A 17,100-nucleotide genomic window follows, 5' to 3' on the forward strand; every position below is an offset into this window, starting at 1 on the left:
AATACTGCTCTTTTTATATTTCAATTTTAAACGCCAGCCGAGCTGCCCTTTTGTTCTATGCGACGAACCAGAATTAAACGAAAGCCTTTCCGCAGCTAATCCTCTCTCAATATTAAATTAGCTGTCTGTTCAAAATTCAGGACTCTTAGCCAACCACTAAAACCCCTATTGGCATAGTGGGATTCTGCTCCATTTTGTTACACAAATTGAGTTAATTTTATTTTCAAACGCCTTCTGAACCTACCTGGAGTCAATCCCTTAGTAATATTCATCCTAGGACAGGCATATTGTTTTAATGTAATCTAAATCAAAGGAGCAAATTATGAAACAAACATTTGGGTTGTTAAGTCTACTGTTACTCTGTATTTATTTGATTTTTAATAACTCGGCCATTTCTCAAATAAACTCTAATAGCGAATACTTAGAAACCGATGCTCCTGTTCAAAATGATCAAAATGCAAATGATGAAGTCTCCAAGCTCATCCTGCCAGAGTTCGAATACATTCACCAAAAAGATGAAGACCAAGAAGTAGACGGTTATATCGTAGAAACCTACAGAGAGTATGAAATTTACAAGGATCAGTTTGGAAACATAATAAAACAGGTCCCCACCTCAAACTTTGACTATATAAAGTATAAAAAATAAGGGACGTACCCCTTGCTTCTTTTTAACAGTAATTGGTTAAAGGGTTAAAGCGAAACTCTAATGAGGGATTTTATCAAGATTATGGAAGCATTAGATACGTCCCTAGCTTCCTCATTACTTTAATTCCTAATTTATTTCCAATTTTAAAAATAACCACATAAACCGCGTATCCAATTACTGCACCCAATACGTTAAAAATCACATCGTCAATGTCAGTGATTCGTCCCCAGCCACCTCCAAATCGCTGGAAGAGTTGTAAAAGCTCTATGGTTACTGATACAGACAAGCCTAATAATGAAACAGCTTTTACATTTCTGAACCTTTTCCATAAAATCGGTGCCAAAAATCCCAAAGGCATAAACAATAAAATATTGCCCCCTACATTTCTGATAATCAGGAAAACCATAAAAAGTACATCTCCATCGTACGCCGTCCCTATTTGATTGATATTCTCAATAACGCTTATGAGCGGAACGATATTGATAGATTGTAAGAAATCTTCATTGTGATAGTGGAAGCCTATGGGGAAAGGAAATAAAGTGACAGAAACAACCATGAAAAGATAGAGATTAAAAAGGAATAAAATGGTTTCCCTCCACCAGTGGATATTTAACCGTTTTCTGTATCGTTTTACAATGAAAAGACCCCGCAGCATAACATAACAAAGAACACCTATGAAAATAAAAAAACTCCCATTTATTAAAATCAAACTGCTTACATCCCTTCTTGCCTAGTTATCCTAATTTTACCATAAAAATAGCAGTCTAGCTTTCAACGATTTTTTTTCTCGCTTCTATTTGTATAACCTGTACTCAACACTCTCAAAAGGAATTATTTTTCGAATACTTAGTTTTTGTTAGAAAACTCAATTTTCCATACCTCCCTTTCCATTTAATTGGTATAATTTTTATTATATAAAAAAAGGGGGAAATAAAAATTAAGATTGTAAAACTAGTACTCATGATTGTTGTTCTTTTATTCCTGTTGTTCTCATCATTTGCTGCACCAATTGGACTTATTGGCGTTGCCATTTACCTTGGCGGCATGTGGCTCTTTTTCCTAAGGCTAAAAGGCAAAAGCTATTCCGAAAAACCATGGATGTTTTTAACAGCAGGCGCTGTTATCACGATCATATTAGTATTTATTTTTGTAGAGCCTGTTCCTGAAGAGAAGAAAGCCGACGCAAAATCAGAACAGCTGGCAAAGAAAGATGCCGAAAAATTGAAAAGTGAGCAGATAAAAAAAGAAAAAGAAGAAAAGAAAGCGCAAGAATTAGCTGATCAGAAAGCAAAGGAAGAAGCTGAAGAAAAAGCTAAATTAGAGGCAGAAGCGAAAGCAATAGCTGAAGAAGAGGCAAAAGCGAAAGCTGAGGCAGAAGCTAAAGCTCAAGAAGAAGCCACACTAGAAAAATTAGGTCTGATGGCAGTCACTGTTGGCCGTGTCGTAGATGGGGATACGATTGAAACAACCGATGGCCAAAAAATCCGCTTCATTGGTGTCAATACTCCCGAATCAACTACAAAGACAGAAACGTTCGGAAAAGAAGCAAGCAACTATACGACTTCCAAACTAGACGGCCAAAAAATCTGGATTCAGAAAGACGTCAGTGAAACCGACCGTTACGGACGACTGCTGCGAATCATCTGGCTAGCCATCCCAACAGACGACACGAACGAAACCGAAATCCGTACAAAAATGTTCAATGCGGATTTGGTTCTTAATGGATATGCAGAACCATCAACCTACCCGCCCGATGTAAAATACAGTGAGTATTTCGTCAAGTTTGCAAGAGAAGCACGCGAATCAGGCACTGGCCTGTGGGCATTCGGAACCAACGGGACGACCAAGGGAGATCTAGATCCAAAAGCCGTCGCAAAAGCACCTGCAACAACAACGAACATATCAAACACTACGACCACTAAGCCGGCTGCGCCTGCAAGCAGCAGTCAGCCAGAAGATTTTGCTAATTGTACGGAACTTAGAAAAGTGTATCCAAATGGAGTACCATCGACTCATCCGGCGTATCAGTCCAAAATGGACCGGGATCACGATGATTTTGCGTGTGAGCGTTGATAAAAAATTTGAGCCTGCTTGGGTGCAGGCTCTTTTTTTATTATTTATTAGTAACATCCTCCACTTTTAGCTTTTAAAATAATTATCACTTATCTCTGAAAACAGCTGACTCAACTTTATTATCATTAAACTACTTAGTCGATCTTCATTCACTAGTTGGTGCCAAACAGCTTAAGAGACTCCTTCTCCTCTCTTGAAAAACAGCTCTTATTACAATAAATACCTTAACTAAAATAGAAGCACAAGGTACACCCATGCTCTACATTTATTTTTTACATTAAAAAGTATTAATTGTGCACGATTTAGGCAGTGCTGTCTAGTTTACTTCTCATCGAGGTATCGTTACCTAAAATTTCTAAGGACGCTTAAAACAGTTGCTTGAATTAAATCCAGCCCTTTTCCTTATCAATCCAACTAATTCCCCTCTTGTTCTCCAATTATCACAACATGTAATACATTTTCAAATTCTGAATATTTTGATATTATTTAACTAAAGATCAATTTGATTTTTTAACTTGTTTTTATCATACGCTTGGTTTTAAGGAAGAGAGGAGAATGTGAATGTCTAAAACGATTGTTGAAAGCGTTTACGGTAAACTGGCAGGCACGGAGATTGATGGTGTTTACGCATGGAAAGGAATTCCATATGCTAAGCCACCTGTTGGATCACTCCGGTTTCGGGCCCCTCAGCGTCTGGATTCTTGGGAAGACATTCGTGATGCAACCTCGTTTTCCCCTGTAGCTCCGCAGACACAGAGAGAAATTATGAAGTTCTATGGAAATGACATATCGAACATGAATGAGGATTGCCTGTATCTGAACGTATGGTCTCCTGGTGCTGATGGTAAAAAGCGTCCTGTTCTAGTCTGGATCCACGGGGGTTCTTTTGTGTCCGGCTCAGGCTCCAGTGATTGGTACGATGGAGCTTCGTTCGCTGCGCAAGGAGATGTAGTCGTGGTCACGATAAATTACCGGCTGGGAATTTTGGGCTTTCTTCATCTTGGAGAAATTGGCGGCAAGGAATATGAATCCTCAGGGAATTGCGGAATTCTTGATCAGGTGGCAGCTTTACAATGGGTGCAGAAAAATATCACTGCGTTTGGCGGAGATCCAAACAACGTGACGGTATTTGGAGAATCGGCGGGAGCAATGAGCATAGGAGTGCTGCTAGGATTCCCTTCCGCGCAAGGTCTTTACAAGCGAGCGATCTTGCAAAGTGGTTCGGCCGCATTTGTACATACATCCGAGAAAGCAACTAAAGTGGCGAGCCATTTTTTAGCAGCCTTGCAGATAGAACCTACGAACCTTTCTAAATTGGAGGATCTGCCAGTCGAACAGCTGCTTCAAGCCGCCGATCATTTACCATCAATGAGCCTCGGTCCTGTTATTGATGGAGTTTCTCTTCCGAAACATCCACATAAGGCATTAGCAGAAGGTTCAGCAAAGTACGTCTCCATTTTAATTGGTACAAACAAAGATGAATACAACATTTTCAGTGTGTTTGACCCTGAATGGAAGAACGCAGATGAAGCAAAGGTTACGGCGCTTTTCGAGAAAACATTTGGGCCATTACTGTCTGTTATTTCAAAAGAATTCTCTGAGCCGCTTAGCCAAGAACTTTTTAACAAACTGCTAACCAATCATGTTTTTACAACCCCTGCACTGGAACTTGCAGAGTTGCAGAGTAAACAAGGTGCTCCTGTTTGGATGTACCGATTCGATTGGGAAACACCGGTATTCGACGGGACGCTTAAATCAACACATGCGTTAGAACTTCCATTTGTATGGAATACACTAGATAAGCCAAATATCGCAAACTTCACAGGCCCTTCTCCAGATCGCCAGCAGTTGGCGAACCTAATGCATCAGGCATGGATTAACTTTGCGCGGAACGGTAATCCGAACACAAAAAATCTTCCTGAATGGCCAATGTATGATTTGAATAACCGTTCAACCATGATTTTTAACAACGAAAGTTCTTTGGAAAATGATCCAAACCGTGAAGACCGGATAAAATGGGAACAGATAAACATGTTAGTGAAAGCTTAAATATAAATTGTAAATGGATAAAGGAACTAATCCAATAAGGATTAATTCCTTTATTTCTGGTTCTATCATAATTGTTGGGGTTCTTACACCATTTGACCAAAAAAATGCAGGTATTCATTTAGTCTTTTATACTTGAGTTGGCTTCTTCCTTGTTTTGGATTGTATATGGTATCGAAAGAAGCACAGGGTACGTCCCTGTGCTCAGTTTACCCTGGAGGTATGGGTGCAGTTCCCTTTCGTACACAAACTTTCACAATATCTTTTTCCTTAAATGACCAGGCAACTTCTAATTGATTATCGGGATTCCTAGGGTCCTGAATTGTTCCGGTATTATCTGTATATGCAAATACATTACAGAGGACAGCAGCTCCGGAAATGTAAAAGGTATCTCCGGCATTTGCATCTTCACGGTTAATCATGCATTGAAATGGGACATCATCCTGAACCTGGTAGCCTGTTGTAATTTCATCCATTCCTGTTTCGGGGTTGTTTAAGATCGTATCATAGGTAATCGTTTTTCGAAGGACACCGCAAATGATTACCTCCTCAGGGCACACCCCCTCAATCGCAGCTTCAATCAAATTTGTAAATCTAACAGGGTTAAATTCTTCACCAATTAAAGCAGGCGGAACAAGCTGAGTCTTATGTTCAACCATTTGCCGGCAGCATGTCTGCGGATTGGCAACAGGACAGACAATCCTGCACACCTGCAAATTATCTATTCCTGTTTGATTAGAGCCACCAATTACTCTAAGCCTGGCTATGGCATTCGCACCTACATCGATGGTGACTAAATCCCATTCATCATATACCGGTTCCCTGTAATTAGCTGGTTCAACCAACCTTGCAATTAAGTTTCCAGCGGCATTATAAGCTTCTAATGTAACCTCCACTGAAGAAGAATAATAAAAGCTGATTGAAGAGACCTCAGGACTAAAGGTCATATCCCGCTCATTGCCTTCGAGCCAATAAATCACGGTACGTGGAGATGGCCAATTACCAACATTGCCACCAGTAATCGTCCGCCAATTATTAAACGTAACAGTGGATACGCACAGATTTAGAGGAGGTACGAGGGTAAAGGTTGGAGGACCTTCAAACGTAGTCATACCGCAATTGTCCTCACATATGATTTCAAAATCACCGGATTGCGCGGGTGCTGTTGTTTTAGGGGAAGTTTCCTTACTAATAAAATGAGCCATATAAGAACTTCCTTTCAAAAATCGCTATATTAATCGTTATATATTATTCATAACGAATTGGAAAGGTATGGACTTCCATATAAATTCCTCTTTGCTCGGTACATGGTTAGTGTCCTTAAATTTTCTTTTCCAAAATACATCCTTTACCTATTTTGTATTAATCGCCCTCATTTGGTTTGAAATATGCCTAATTCCTGACAAAGTTCCGCTCCCTTTTAGCCTGAAAATGCCGAATACAGTTGTATTCAGCATCCTTATCTATTACTTAACTATCGTTACCATGCGGTTCTTGCCAACTTGCACTGTTGGGTATTTGTCAAAGACGGCAATGTCATGTCCCGGGATGATGAAATCAACATTTCCACCGACCAATTTATTTACTTTATCAATGGACATGAGTTGTTCAACATTATCAATTCCAAGTCCCAGGGGTTTATAGTCGATCGCATTTTCGTATGTGTACACGACATCCTGGGGAAGCACATACATTCCTTTCTTTGTCTCAACCGTAATGACCTGCGTGCCAAATGTGTGACCCTTGGCTTGATGGAGCTTTACTCCTTCTGCTACTTCAAAATTGTCCGCTTCAATCAGCGTCAACCTGTTTTCTGCAGCCACTTCCATTAGATCTTTAATATGGTCCATATCGGTTGCCTGCCAAACCCAATCACGAACCTTGTCAGGCAGTGATAAGGACGACACCCAACCATCAAGCTCCTCTTTTTGAACATAAAATTGAGCGTTGGGAAACTGATCAATATTCCCGGCATGGTCAAAATGTAGATGGCTTAGTATGATGATATCAATGTCATTTGGAGTTAAATTTACTTTTTTCAATACTTCGTCTGGTGCTTCGATATTCGTTCCTCCAAATAATTTGGACCAATCCTTCTGGCCATCTTTTGCATCATTTCGATAACCGATGTCATATAGAATATTGTGATCCTTATTCTGAATCAAAATATAAAAGAATGGCAGATACGTGGTTCCTTGATTATGCGCCCCATAAACCAATCCAGATTTGGGATAATCCTCAATGCCTCCGTACTCAAGCATTTTTATACTGTAGTCGCCTTTTTTAGCCGCCAATGCGCTTCCCGTTAGGAGAAAAGAAAAAATTAGAATGAAAAGTAAGATCATCTTTGTCAATCTCATCTTCTCCTCCTTTTCATTAAGATTTTATTCACTTATTATGGTTTCCGGATTTGGTTCGGAGCATGAATAAACATGTAAAACAACAACTTTTCTAGCTAACTCAATAAGATTAACCTTTTGAAACACTTAATCCCCCTCTTAGGCTTTACAGTTTCAAACGTTGCGTATCAATGAGAGAGGTTTCGCTACTAAGGCTATATCCTTTCACAAGTTGCTATCAAATTGCGAAAACGATTCCTTCGCCTCTCCTGAAAAATAGCTAATATAAAAATAAAAACCTTAATTCTTAAATTAACTAGAAGAAGCACAAGGAACGTCCCTGCGCTTCCAACTGTTACTTATTTTGTTTTTTAAGAGCCTTTAACGCGACTTTTTCCAGCCCATTACCTCTTTCTTCTGCAAATTCAACATCTGCTTTTGGCAGGGCAGTATTGTGTTTCTGTTGCTTATTTTTATTATTAGCCATTTTTTCTCCACCTTTGATATTTTATGTTTCTATCAGGTTGTCACGAGTCATGTTCATGATAAAGTGATCCTGTCTATTGACCGGCCCACCCATCATTCTTAGTTTGCTTCTCTTTTAAAGGAAAATTCATCTCCACCATTTAAACACTCCACAACAATCTTTGTATATTCCCCTACCCTCTCCAAATACTAATCCTATTGTTTATTTTTGAGGTGGGTTCATGGCGAATATCTGGCGCATTTTTGTGAATGATTGGAAAAATATCTTTCGTACCCTTCCTGTTCTTTTATTGGTGCTGGGTCTCATGATTCTGCCCTCTGCTTATGCGTGGATCAATATAAAATCCATGTGGGATCCATACGGGAATACGTCTGGCATCCTTGTGGCAGTTGTGAATGAGGATGATGGAGCAGTTGCCCTTGGGAAACCGGTGAATGCTGGTGAGGAATTGGTTAAGAGTTTGAAGAAGAATAAGAAACTGGGCTGGAGGTTTATGAACCAGGAATCAGCGATCAGAGGGGTGAATCATGGGGATTATTATGCCTATCTCATCATTCCGAAAGATTTCTCTGAAAAACTAACGAGTATTTTAGAAGCGAATCCTCAGAAACCGGAAATTACCTTCGGTGTGAATGAAAAAATTAATGCGATTGCTCCGAAAATTACCAGTTCAGGCGCTTCAGGCATCATGACTGAAATTAGTGACACTTTTACAAAAACGGTTGGAGACGTCATTTTCACTATTTTTAATAAGGCGGGAATTGAACTCCAGAAGGACCTTCCTTCAATCCAAAAAGCAGAAAATAAAATTCTTGAGCTTGAGAAGGCTTTGCCACTGATTGAAAGAATAGGCAGCAAGGCGATTGATTTAGAAGGAAAATGGGTTCGGATCCAAGCTGCAAGCCAACAAATTATGGAGCTTGAGAACCATATATCCGAGCTCGATCAAATGGGCGAACGCATTTTAAAAGTGGAAGAAGCATTGCCTTTGATGAAGGACGGCGGCAAAGCCATCGCTGACCTGGACCAAAAGATAGAGGAAATCAGGCAGATCAGCAGCGTTCTGGAGGAACTCATCGGGAGTATTTCCGAGGTTGAAACGAACACCAAGCAGGCTATTTATAGCATGAAAACAGAAAATGGGTCGGACAATCAAGAAAACACCGAGGAGATGACCAGGCTTTTACAATCATTAGAACGAATTCATCAGAGTTTAGCGGAAACGAAAGCGAACAATCTGCCAAAAACAGAGGGAATCACAAGCACGATTTCTTCAGCTGCTGATGCATATCAAAACGATTTCCCTTTATTAGAGCAACAAATTCATCAGGCGGCTGATTTCGTTCGCAACGATTTAGACCGAGTGAAGGACCAAATCCACGAGTCAGCAGCATTCATAAAGAACAAGCTGCCGGAAGCAGGAAAAGTCATCCACCAGGCTGCAGACTTTGCACGAAATGATCTACCCGGTTTTAAAACAGACATCCATAAAGCAGCCGATAAGATCCGATCCCTTAATAGGAATGTCAATATGAAGGATCTTATCGAGTTTTTAACACATGACCCTGAAAAAGAAAGTAACTTTCTCTCGAAACCAATCGTACTGCATACAAAAAGGATCTTCCCTATCCCTAATTATGGCTCTGCGATGACTCCCTTTTATACAATGCTGGCATTATGGGTTGGCGCAACACTGCTCATTTCCTCTTTAAAAGTGGATGTCGAAGATTCCCTCCCCTATAGGGATTATCAAAAATATACCGGAAGACTGCTTACCTTTTTAACGATCGGGATCATCCAGGCTGTAATCGTCACCTTAGGAGACTTATATCTCCTGCATTGTTATGTCGTCGACAAGCTTGCATTTATCTTATTAAGTGTGTTTATTAGCATCGTTTTTGTCATCATTACCTTTACACTATGCGCAGTTTTTGGCAATATCGGAAAAGGCTTGGCCATCATCTTTTTGGTGTTGCAAATTTCCAGTTCAGGATCCACCTTTCCTGTAAGTATGACCTCTGCTTTCTTTCAAGCATTGAATCCTTTCATGCCGTTCACCTATGCAATCAGCATGCTTCGAGAAGCAGTTGGCGGCATGATTCAGGAAATCGTCATAAGAGACATGCTAGCCCTGTTATGCTTTGTCGGGACCAGCCTGCTTCTTGCGCTTGTGCTGAAAAAACCTTTGAGTCGTTGGATTGAAGGAACTGCGTTGAAGGCCAAATCTTCGAAAATGATTCCTTGAATAATAAGTGTTGACTCTTTTATGAACATAGATTATCGGCGGGTAAAATCACCTGCTCTTGTTCAACTCCATTTTAGATAATACTGTTTAGCCCTATTGGATGGCGCTTTTTTATGAGGCTTTGAGTCGAGGATTGAAAGAAGCGCAAGGTTCGTCCCTGCGCTTCCAATAAAAAAAATGCTACCATTCATAGCTCGCACCACAGTTGCTTTAACGATGTTTATTTGCATAACTACTTCCCATTGACGATGGCGAAAACTTTATTTTGTATTTACCGCTTAGCTCTAATTTTACTTTTTCTGTTAAATAAGTACCTTGTCTGTTATGTTCTTCTTCTAACTCAACACCATTTTTAATTATTTGATCTAAATCCCAATCAATCCATTCACCATAATTCGATGCCCACTCGCTCAATTCCCTTTTTAATTCTTTTGAGATGGCAATGTCATCTAAATCAAAATTACAGCCACAATGATCACACCATATAGGGTCAGCTCCAACATCACCTTCGACCTTTAACTTGTATGTTTCTTGTTGTTCACAAAAACACTTCATTTTTGGCTCCTCTGAAAACATTTTTCTATTATTTTTAGTAGATATTCAAGTTGCTAAATTCTTATCCTTCTTCAACAAACCTGTATCGTTTGTTCAATAAGACATTTAAAGGGGCTTAATTCTTCTTGAACAACACACCCGTTTTATATAAATGATTGTCCTTGTCACAGTCAGCACCATAGTCCAAGATTGACTACCTGCTTCACCAAATGTGACTTATTAAGCGAATGATCAATCTTGGTATAAACATTAAGATGTTCAAAATGATTTCACCAATTAGTTCAATTAGAGTATCTTTAAAAAAGCCGCCTCTATTTCTTTTTTTATTCTTCATCTTTGAGCTCCTATTAATCAATCTTTTCTGAACTATTCTGATTTGGAACAATAAAATTACTTACTTTAAATACTACCTAATTATTCAATTTCTTTTTATGTTAACCTACCCCCTAGTTGAGGAGCATAGTTCAGCATTTTTAGGAGCAGCTTAATTAGTTGTTATAACCTCAACTTCATTCCAAATGTCCCTCAATTGTTCCCCATTAATTTTTCCGTTGTGCAGTAGGTCTTCAGGCGTTTTAAAATACACGAATTCTTCACAATGTTCTCCTAGTCCATATCCATCTTCTACAATAAGGGTTCCATATATTTTCCCTTTATATCTAAACTCGATTTCGTGCCCCATTTTAATATCTTTTACTAATTCGTCATATGAATATTGTATTAATCTAACTCCCAATCATAGATACAGAATTAAAAATCTTGGTTCGATCTTCCACTAATCTGTTCCTTTAGCTCAAAAAAAGAGCATTAATCTTTCTTGAATTGGATCAACGCTCACCCTTACATATCAAGGACTAAATCATAATGAGTACAGAAATAAGAAAAACGAAAAAATCCATATAAGTGCACTACCAAAATCTAATAAAATTCTCTTCTTATTTTCTTTTTTCAAGTAGTTTTCAATCCCATCTATTATTGAACCGATTGCTGATAAAAGAAATATAAATTTTAATATACTTAAGTTAAAACCTTTAATTAGACTAAAAATTAGGATGAAACCCCCTATAGTGAGCACTAAATATCTAATTATCAAAAATGGTTTTGTACTTTCTCTGTTTTCAAAAAACAATTCCACTCATTCACCGCCTTTGGAAAAGTAATTTACAAAAATAATCTTAGCTAAATGTTCTTATTCTACTGCTAACCTGCCCCATTAGCAAAGTAGTTTCACATACCATATTCGAATAGAAAGTCAGAGTGCATAAATCATTTGAGGTATTTTATTATTTTGTCATAAATAGAAAAAAAGGTGAAAAATAATAAAGCAAAAGCTATTACTGATAAAGTTATTGTAACAACAACTTGTAAAATTAATATAAAAGTTCCAGTATTAGAATAGGAAACACCAATATCTCCTGAATTACCAATGGTTTTATAGAAAACATATCCCACTACTAATATTAAAAAGTTTAATCCAATAGAATATTTTATAGATTTACTTAATCTAATCACAACTATCCCCCGATTTTACCCCTCTGTATAATGTATGATCAGCACAAACATTACTTTTTCAACTAAACTCCCTTTACTTCAACAAGAAAAAAGCATTCCTCAATTAAAGAATGCCCCTTTTAGTTTAAGTGTGACTTAAATTACTTATATATACTTCTTACCAGTGTACCTGAAGTTTATTGCCATTTAAATCAAAAAAGCTGAAATAGGCATGTCCTTTATCCTCTTTTATATCCTCTACCTTAACACCATTTTCAATAAGGTGTGTATGAAATTTAGATAATTCTGGACTTGTAAAACCAATGCTAAAGGCTGGGGCATTACCAATTGTAAAATGTGCAAATGTATCATCTTCAGTAGGAACTAAGATAAGTAAAAAAGGTCCCTCGTTCACTTTTATAATAGCAAATGGATCCTCAGTAATGGTTAATAATTGAAGCCCTAATATATCTCTATACCATTTTGCAGACTGCTCTAAATCTTTTACGGGAATTCTAATATAATGTACTTGTTCAATAAATGATTTACTCATAAAATACCTCTCTTTTATTTAGTATGGTATATCAAGTAATTCCCTTTTTATATCCCTTATACCTTCCGATTTATTGAACTAATTTGCTCCGTTCAATAAGAAATTCATAAAAAAAGTGCTTAATCCTTCCTGAATGTAGAGAGCAATAATTAACTGATCTATTGCGGAGCTTATCATTTGTATCCTGCCTTGCAATTAAATAAAATTATTGAATTTTCTTATACTTTTGTCGCTTATCCATGTTATAGTTTATGGAATAATTAATAATTACCAATTTAGTTTCGGGGGAATTTTTAAAGGTGAGAACAATTTTTGTGCAGCTTCTTGTATTATCAGCCGTTTTCTTCTGTATCTTTCATAAACCGGATACAAAGCCGACCTCCTTTGATTCGAAAGAAAAAGCCGAGATTCCTACAAGCCTTGAATTTAAAGAAAGAGGAGTTCTTGTACGCTTGCTGAATAGTAGTAATCTAGAAGAGGAGACGCTTAAAGAGCTCCAAATAGAACTGGAACGTGAAATTACTGAAATCCTGGAATTCGCCAAGGGCGACATGCCGGTTGTCGATGTACTGACTTTGGACGTGACAACAATTGAGGGATACGATACTAAGTCTGTCCTCTACTTTGACCCTGCTTTGGAAGCAGGAGAACAATTTTTTTATTACTATCTAACCTCAAACCTTTTTGAACAGTCCACTCATAGGGGATATTTTAATGCAGCTGGACTATCTGCTTATTTTCAAGATGGCCCGCAATTTCTTCACGAATTGTATTCGGAGCGTTCTGATGTGGAGGTTGCGAGCATTGAAGAGTTAAGCAACAACATCGGATTCGTAGATCAAGTTTATTACGGTTTCACTTCTTATACGGATCATGATGTGGAGGTAGCTAATGCAGCATGGGTAAAGATCGGGAGTTTTACCAGCTACATAATTGATCAATATGGATCCTCACCCTATTTTAAAATTTATGACAGCTCAGACATTGCTTCGGATTTCAAGATAGTATATGGAAAAACAATAACTGAAATGGAAACTGAGTGGAGGGAATATCTTTCAAGTGATTTTGATTTGAATGATTAAAGAGTATAGGTTTTGAAATCCAGAATACCACCCTTCTTATTTCAGGCAGTCCGTTTTGGACTGCCTTTCCTATTTTTTATTCCAATAATGAATGATGCGAAGCATCCAATCGCCCTGCCTTATTTTATAAATCTGACCTTATTAGTGCTGTTCAATATTTTCTTTCATTAGTTATTAGAACGCTGTCAGCTCTATATAGATTCGCAATTAAATTTTACTAGCAATAGCAAGTTGACGATAAATTAATGAGACTCTATAATATTGAAGTCTAATTAGACTATTAAGTAAAGGAATGAAAATTAAATGATAAAATCGTTTTTAATGTTAGGGCAATCAAATATGGCAGGGCGTGGATTCTTGCATGAGGTAGAACCTATCTATAATGAAAAAATAAAAATGCTTCGCAACGGTCAGTGGCAAATGATGACAGAGCCGATTAATTATGACCGCCCTGTTGCTGGTGTAAGTCTTGCAGCATCTTTTGCAGAGGCATGGTTGAAAGCCAACCCGGATGAAGAAATTGGTTTGATTCCTTGTGCGGAAGGTGGCAGTTCCTTGAACGATTGGAATCCGCAAGGTACTCTTTTTCAACATGCTTTGTCTGAAGCTCGATTTGCTCTTGAAACGAGTGAAATTTGTGGCATACTTTGGCATCAAGGTGAAAGTGATAGCAATAATTCTCTCCATGAAACGTATTATGAAAAGTTATCCCATATCATTGAAACCTTACGTAAAGAATTAAACCTTCAAAATGTCCCATTAATCATTGGTGAGCTTGGTGATTTTCTAGGAAAAACAGGTTTCGGAAAGTACTCATCAGAGTTTCAAGAAATCAACGAAGAATTACGACGATTCGCTCATGAGCAGCAAAATAGTTATTTTGTATCGGCAGAAGGTCTAACTGCCAATCCGGATGGCATTCATTTAAACGCCGTTTCCCAACGAAAATTTGGTTATCGCTACTTCGAAGCCTTTTCGAAAAAGTGTCATATCTTTGAGCCTCTTTCGGATGAAAATCAATCACTAAAAATAAACAATAACTATTCGAAAACTGAACAAATTTATATTCACAGTATGAATTTGGCTCTAGGTAAAATCACATACGCTGAATTTGAAGCACAAATGGCGAATGTGATGCAACCTTGATTCCCTTACTCATCCTTGGCTTACTTATTCAAAACCCTGGCGCTCATGGATACGAACTATTAAGTTTAATGGAAAAACGACATTATAAATATATCGTTAACTTTACTAAAGGATCATTTTATTACAATTTGAAACAACTTGAAGAAAAAGGTTTGATTGAACAAACACATCAATTACGTCCAAACAACAGCCGTGAAATTCACACCTTTAAAATCACACCGTTAGGAATAGAAGAATTCGATAGATTAATGGCCAAGTATGGAACTAAATCCGAGTATGTAAACTTACCCTTATATGGAGCATTACTCTTTGCAGAAGAATTCGATAAAAATAAATTATTAGAAATAATCCAGTCCCAAATTGATCAAACTGAAGCCAGAATTGCTCTTCTCGATGAATACCTGGCTATCACTATAGAATTACCTGGTAAAATTGATTATTTTCGTCGCATGAACGAAAATTCTCGTTCTCACCATTTAGTGAACTTAAGATGGTTTAAAGAATTGAAGGCAGACATAGAAGAAGCTACTGTATAAATAAAAACCAAAATCACCTATCAAGATTACTAAGTAAAATTGATAGGTGATTTTTTAATGTAATCTTTAGTAGTCCAGCCACTAATTGCAGTTATGTTTTGGCTAATTACTTCTGCACTAACAACAGAAAATCAAAGTGGTAAGGTAACAATGAAAACTGGCACCATACTTTATACCATTTTCACAATAAGGTATTCCGCAATAAGCCCGATTGTGGAATTAGCTAAAAATTTTTTTACTCAAATCAACTGCATCGACAGTCCAATAAGATTTGCAAACCTGTCCCGATTAATAATGACCTCAACAAACACAAACGGTCGGCCACTCGATATTGCAATACTCGTCCCTCTTTTAACCGGCCAAATTAAACATTAATAGCGTAGCAGCCAAGTAATATCATGACGAAAACAGTTTCCAATCCCCTTCAGAGACCACTTCGACTGCTCCGTCCACTACTTTGATGGCGGTTTGATCGTCAATCGCATACGCCGGCCCCTGCATCCCGGCTGCCCATTTCTCTGCAGCAGCCATCGTGTTATACGGGAGCATCTCATGTTCCAAATGCGGAAACATTGCGAAATCGACCAGACCCAGTGTTTCATCACGACCGTTGGGAGGTGTCCAGCCAACGAAGAATTCTCCGATTTTCGGTGCCATCACCATGCTCCCAGCACTCATTCCCACATAGACTGCGTCCAGTGACGGCAAGTGGTCTGCCAGCCCGGATTGCCTCATCCAGTGGCCCAGGTAGAGGGCGTCGCCGCCCGACACCAGCAGGACGTCCGTCTCCTTGACCAGCGGTACCCAGCGTTCATCGTCGATGCTTGGCAGCGCTGTAAGTTCCAGCACGCCTACGGACTTCCAGCCCAGGCCGACCATGTTATCGGATTTCCCGCTGATGAACTGCCAGGCATTGACGCCTGGACCGACCCAGGGGTGTCCGTACAATGCGGTAGGGATGCACAAGGCGTTGGAATCGGCAATCGGTTTGCCCAGCATGTCAACCAACGCGTCGTGTATGCTTTTGTTATTGATGCCAGCAGATGTTAGCAGAAATTTCATCATTTCACTCCTTGTCGTTTCATTTCAAACAGGGGTGCGGATGTCGTTTGGAACAGCGAGGTCTTGTACAAGACCAAATTAACCCAATATGGTGTCGCGTCAATAACCTTCCCGTTTCAGGTATATATTCTATAAGGATAATGATAAGTCCTTTGTTAATTTTTGCTCAGCAGCGGCTGCCCTTTTTTACCCCAAATAGGCAATGAAAGCTAATTTTATTGGTCTACCTTCTTATTTATAGTAAGTGATAATTTGATCACTAAACTGCTTCGCTTGTTCAATTAAGAATTCAGCAAAAAGGTGCCTCAATCTTCCTGGATCAACGCACCCTTTAGTTGATGGAAATTCCTCCACAAACTTTCTTTTACAATTAAAAAGTTGCCTTAACAGCTGTTTTTAAGATATTTTAAACTTTAAGCTTCTCTTCAATTACTTCTTCTTTGATACCAATATATTCAACCTTTTTCTCAGGTATATAAACACGATAGGTTACAATTCCAGCCTCAGAAATCTCTTTCAAGAAATCTAAAAAGGGTAGAGAAATGTTCGCGATTGCCTCAAGTACCTTATTTCTATTAAATTCATCTGAGATATCCAGTTTTATTCGGGAATCAGTTTTAAACACAGAAGTGACTCCTTTATATTTGGCTTGACCAGTGGCAACATCTATTTCATATTCATTTATGCCTCTTTGTGACAATTCTTCTAAGAATTGAGGAAAGCTTATATTGCCGTTACTTCTTCTGTGGATAATTTCTTGAAATTCACTTTCTGTTATTTTGTCATTCATATAATACCCCCGATTAAAATTCCCTCTTCATTATTCCTCCACATCATTA

Annotated in this window: 17 protein-coding genes; 7 read left to right on the forward strand and 10 right to left on the reverse strand. The window is 38.3% G+C overall.

What is annotated here, in order from left to right; all coding sequences use genetic code 11:
* The first annotated feature begins 322 nt into the window (after window positions 1-322).
* On the forward strand, window positions 323-646 hold the full coding sequence (locus V7201_RS15340) for a hypothetical protein (RefSeq protein WP_335377619.1): 324 nt from the start codon (window positions 323-325) through the stop codon (window positions 644-646).
* Window positions 647-725: 79 nt separating this feature from the next.
* Here the strand turns inward: V7201_RS15340 and V7201_RS15345 are convergent, their stop codons facing one another.
* Window positions 726-1,355: a VanZ family protein gene (locus tag V7201_RS15345; RefSeq protein ID WP_438825057.1), complete on the reverse strand. Its 630-nt coding sequence runs from the start codon at window positions 1,353-1,355 to the stop codon at window positions 726-728.
* Between the two features lie 251 nt (window positions 1,356-1,606).
* Here V7201_RS15345 and V7201_RS15350 point away from each other — a divergent pair, with 251 nt between their 5' ends.
* Window positions 1,607-2,719: a thermonuclease family protein gene (locus tag V7201_RS15350; protein ID WP_335377620.1), complete on the forward strand. Its 1,113-nt coding sequence runs from the start codon at window positions 1,607-1,609 to the stop codon at window positions 2,717-2,719.
* Between the two features lie 561 nt (window positions 2,720-3,280).
* Window positions 3,281-4,768, forward strand: a complete 1,488-nt coding sequence (locus tag V7201_RS15355; protein WP_335377621.1) for a carboxylesterase/lipase family protein — start codon at window positions 3,281-3,283, stop codon at window positions 4,766-4,768.
* Window positions 4,769-4,974: 206 nt separating this feature from the next.
* Here V7201_RS15355 and V7201_RS15360 read toward each other — a convergent pair whose 3' ends face one another.
* The 3 genes from V7201_RS15360 to V7201_RS15370 form a co-directional block, all read right to left on the reverse strand.
* A complete protein-coding gene (locus V7201_RS15360; RefSeq protein WP_335377622.1) occupies window positions 4,975-5,970 on the reverse strand; it encodes a hypothetical protein in 996 nt (331 codons plus the stop codon).
* Window positions 5,971-6,231: 261 nt separating this feature from the next.
* Window positions 6,232-7,125 (reverse strand): N-acyl homoserine lactonase family protein, encoded by an 894-nt coding sequence (locus V7201_RS15365; RefSeq protein ID WP_335377623.1) that lies wholly within the window; start codon window positions 7,123-7,125, stop codon window positions 6,232-6,234.
* 334 nt (window positions 7,126-7,459) lie between these two features.
* A complete protein-coding gene (locus V7201_RS15370) occupies window positions 7,460-7,591 on the reverse strand; it encodes a hypothetical protein (RefSeq protein ID WP_335377624.1) in 132 nt (43 codons plus the stop codon).
* 220 nt (window positions 7,592-7,811) lie between these two features.
* Here V7201_RS15370 and V7201_RS15375 point away from each other — a divergent pair, with 220 nt between their 5' ends.
* Complete coding sequence (locus V7201_RS15375; RefSeq protein ID WP_335377625.1) at window positions 7,812-9,836, forward strand: YhgE/Pip domain-containing protein; 2,025 nt, start codon at window positions 7,812-7,814, stop codon at window positions 9,834-9,836.
* Window positions 9,837-10,046: 210 nt separating this feature from the next.
* On the opposite strand, the gene V7201_RS15380 is transcribed toward V7201_RS15375, so the two are convergent.
* The 4 genes from V7201_RS15380 to V7201_RS15395 form a co-directional block, all read right to left on the reverse strand.
* Window positions 10,047-10,391, reverse strand: coding sequence for a hypothetical protein (locus tag V7201_RS15380; protein ID WP_335377626.1), 345 nt, complete (start codon window positions 10,389-10,391; stop codon window positions 10,047-10,049).
* Window positions 10,392-10,875: 484 nt separating this feature from the next.
* Window positions 10,876-11,073, reverse strand: coding sequence for a hypothetical protein (locus V7201_RS15385; protein ID WP_335377627.1), 198 nt, complete (start codon window positions 11,071-11,073; stop codon window positions 10,876-10,878).
* Between the two features lie 584 nt (window positions 11,074-11,657).
* Window positions 11,658-11,903: a hypothetical protein gene (locus V7201_RS15390; RefSeq protein WP_335377628.1), complete on the reverse strand. Its 246-nt coding sequence runs from the start codon at window positions 11,901-11,903 to the stop codon at window positions 11,658-11,660.
* 157 nt (window positions 11,904-12,060) lie between these two features.
* The gene (locus tag V7201_RS15395) at window positions 12,061-12,435 is read right to left on the reverse strand and encodes a VOC family protein (RefSeq protein ID WP_335377629.1); all 375 of its coding nucleotides are present in this window, start codon (window positions 12,433-12,435) and stop codon (window positions 12,061-12,063) included.
* Window positions 12,436-12,734: 299 nt separating this feature from the next.
* Between V7201_RS15395 and V7201_RS15400 the strand changes: the two genes are divergently transcribed.
* The 3 genes from V7201_RS15400 (at window position 12,735) to V7201_RS15410 (ending at window position 15,199) form a co-directional block, all read left to right on the forward strand.
* Window positions 12,735-13,517, forward strand: a complete 783-nt coding sequence (locus V7201_RS15400; RefSeq protein WP_335377630.1) for a hypothetical protein — start codon at window positions 12,735-12,737, stop codon at window positions 13,515-13,517.
* A gap of 303 nt (window positions 13,518-13,820) precedes the next feature.
* Window positions 13,821-14,663: a sialate O-acetylesterase gene (locus tag V7201_RS15405; RefSeq protein ID WP_335377631.1), complete on the forward strand. Its 843-nt coding sequence runs from the start codon at window positions 13,821-13,823 to the stop codon at window positions 14,661-14,663.
* Complete coding sequence (locus V7201_RS15410; protein ID WP_335377632.1) at window positions 14,660-15,199, forward strand: PadR family transcriptional regulator; 540 nt, start codon at window positions 14,660-14,662, stop codon at window positions 15,197-15,199. The genes V7201_RS15405 and V7201_RS15410 overlap by 4 nt, the downstream gene beginning before the upstream one ends.
* Window positions 15,200-15,595: 396 nt before the next feature.
* Here V7201_RS15410 and V7201_RS15415 read toward each other — a convergent pair whose 3' ends face one another.
* Both V7201_RS15415 and V7201_RS15420 read right to left on the reverse strand, forming a co-directional pair.
* Entirely contained in the window at window positions 15,596-16,261 is a 666-nt protein-coding gene (locus V7201_RS15415; RefSeq protein ID WP_335377655.1) for a Type 1 glutamine amidotransferase-like domain-containing protein, read from the reverse strand.
* Between the two features lie 406 nt (window positions 16,262-16,667).
* Entirely contained in the window at window positions 16,668-17,051 is a 384-nt protein-coding gene (locus V7201_RS15420; RefSeq protein ID WP_335377633.1) for a DUF1398 family protein, read from the reverse strand.
* Window positions 17,052-17,100: the final 49 nt, after the last annotated feature.

The sequence above is a fragment of the Bacillus sp. JJ1122 genome (assembly GCF_036964885.1).
GTDB lineage: Bacteria > Bacillota > Bacilli > Bacillales > Cytobacillaceae > Mesobacillus.

Excerpts from the sequence above, each read along its gene's own strand:
- V7201_RS15340 (WP_335377619.1), top strand. The coding sequence starts at position 323 with ATGAAACAAACATTTGGGTTGTTAAGTCTACTGTTACTCTGTATTTAT.
- V7201_RS15350 (WP_335377620.1), top strand. The coding sequence starts at position 1,607 with ATGATTGTTGTTCTTTTATTCCTGTTGTTCTCATCATTTGCTGCACCA.
- V7201_RS15355 (WP_335377621.1), top strand. The coding sequence starts at position 3,281 with ATGTCTAAAACGATTGTTGAAAGCGTTTACGGTAAACTGGCAGGCACG.
- V7201_RS15360 (WP_335377622.1), bottom strand. The coding sequence starts at position 5,970 with ATGGCTCATTTTATTAGTAAGGAAACTTCCCCTAAAACAACAGCACCC.
- V7201_RS15365 (WP_335377623.1), bottom strand. The coding sequence starts at position 7,125 with ATGAGATTGACAAAGATGATCTTACTTTTCATTCTAATTTTTTCTTTT.
- V7201_RS15370 (WP_335377624.1), bottom strand. The coding sequence starts at position 7,591 with ATGGCTAATAATAAAAATAAGCAACAGAAACACAATACTGCCCTGCCA.
- V7201_RS15375 (WP_335377625.1), top strand. The coding sequence starts at position 7,812 with ATGGCGAATATCTGGCGCATTTTTGTGAATGATTGGAAAAATATCTTT.
- V7201_RS15380 (WP_335377626.1), bottom strand. The coding sequence starts at position 10,391 with ATGAAGTGTTTTTGTGAACAACAAGAAACATACAAGTTAAAGGTCGAA.
- V7201_RS15385 (WP_335377627.1), bottom strand. The coding sequence starts at position 11,073 with ATGGGGCACGAAATCGAGTTTAGATATAAAGGGAAAATATATGGAACC.
- V7201_RS15395 (WP_335377629.1), bottom strand. The coding sequence starts at position 12,435 with ATGAGTAAATCATTTATTGAACAAGTACATTATATTAGAATTCCCGTA.
- V7201_RS15405 (WP_335377631.1), top strand. The coding sequence starts at position 13,821 with ATGATAAAATCGTTTTTAATGTTAGGGCAATCAAATATGGCAGGGCGT.
- V7201_RS15415 (WP_335377655.1), bottom strand. The coding sequence starts at position 16,261 with ATGAAATTTCTGCTAACATCTGCTGGCATCAATAACAAAAGCATACAC.
- V7201_RS15420 (WP_335377633.1), bottom strand. The coding sequence starts at position 17,051 with ATGAATGACAAAATAACAGAAAGTGAATTTCAAGAAATTATCCACAGA.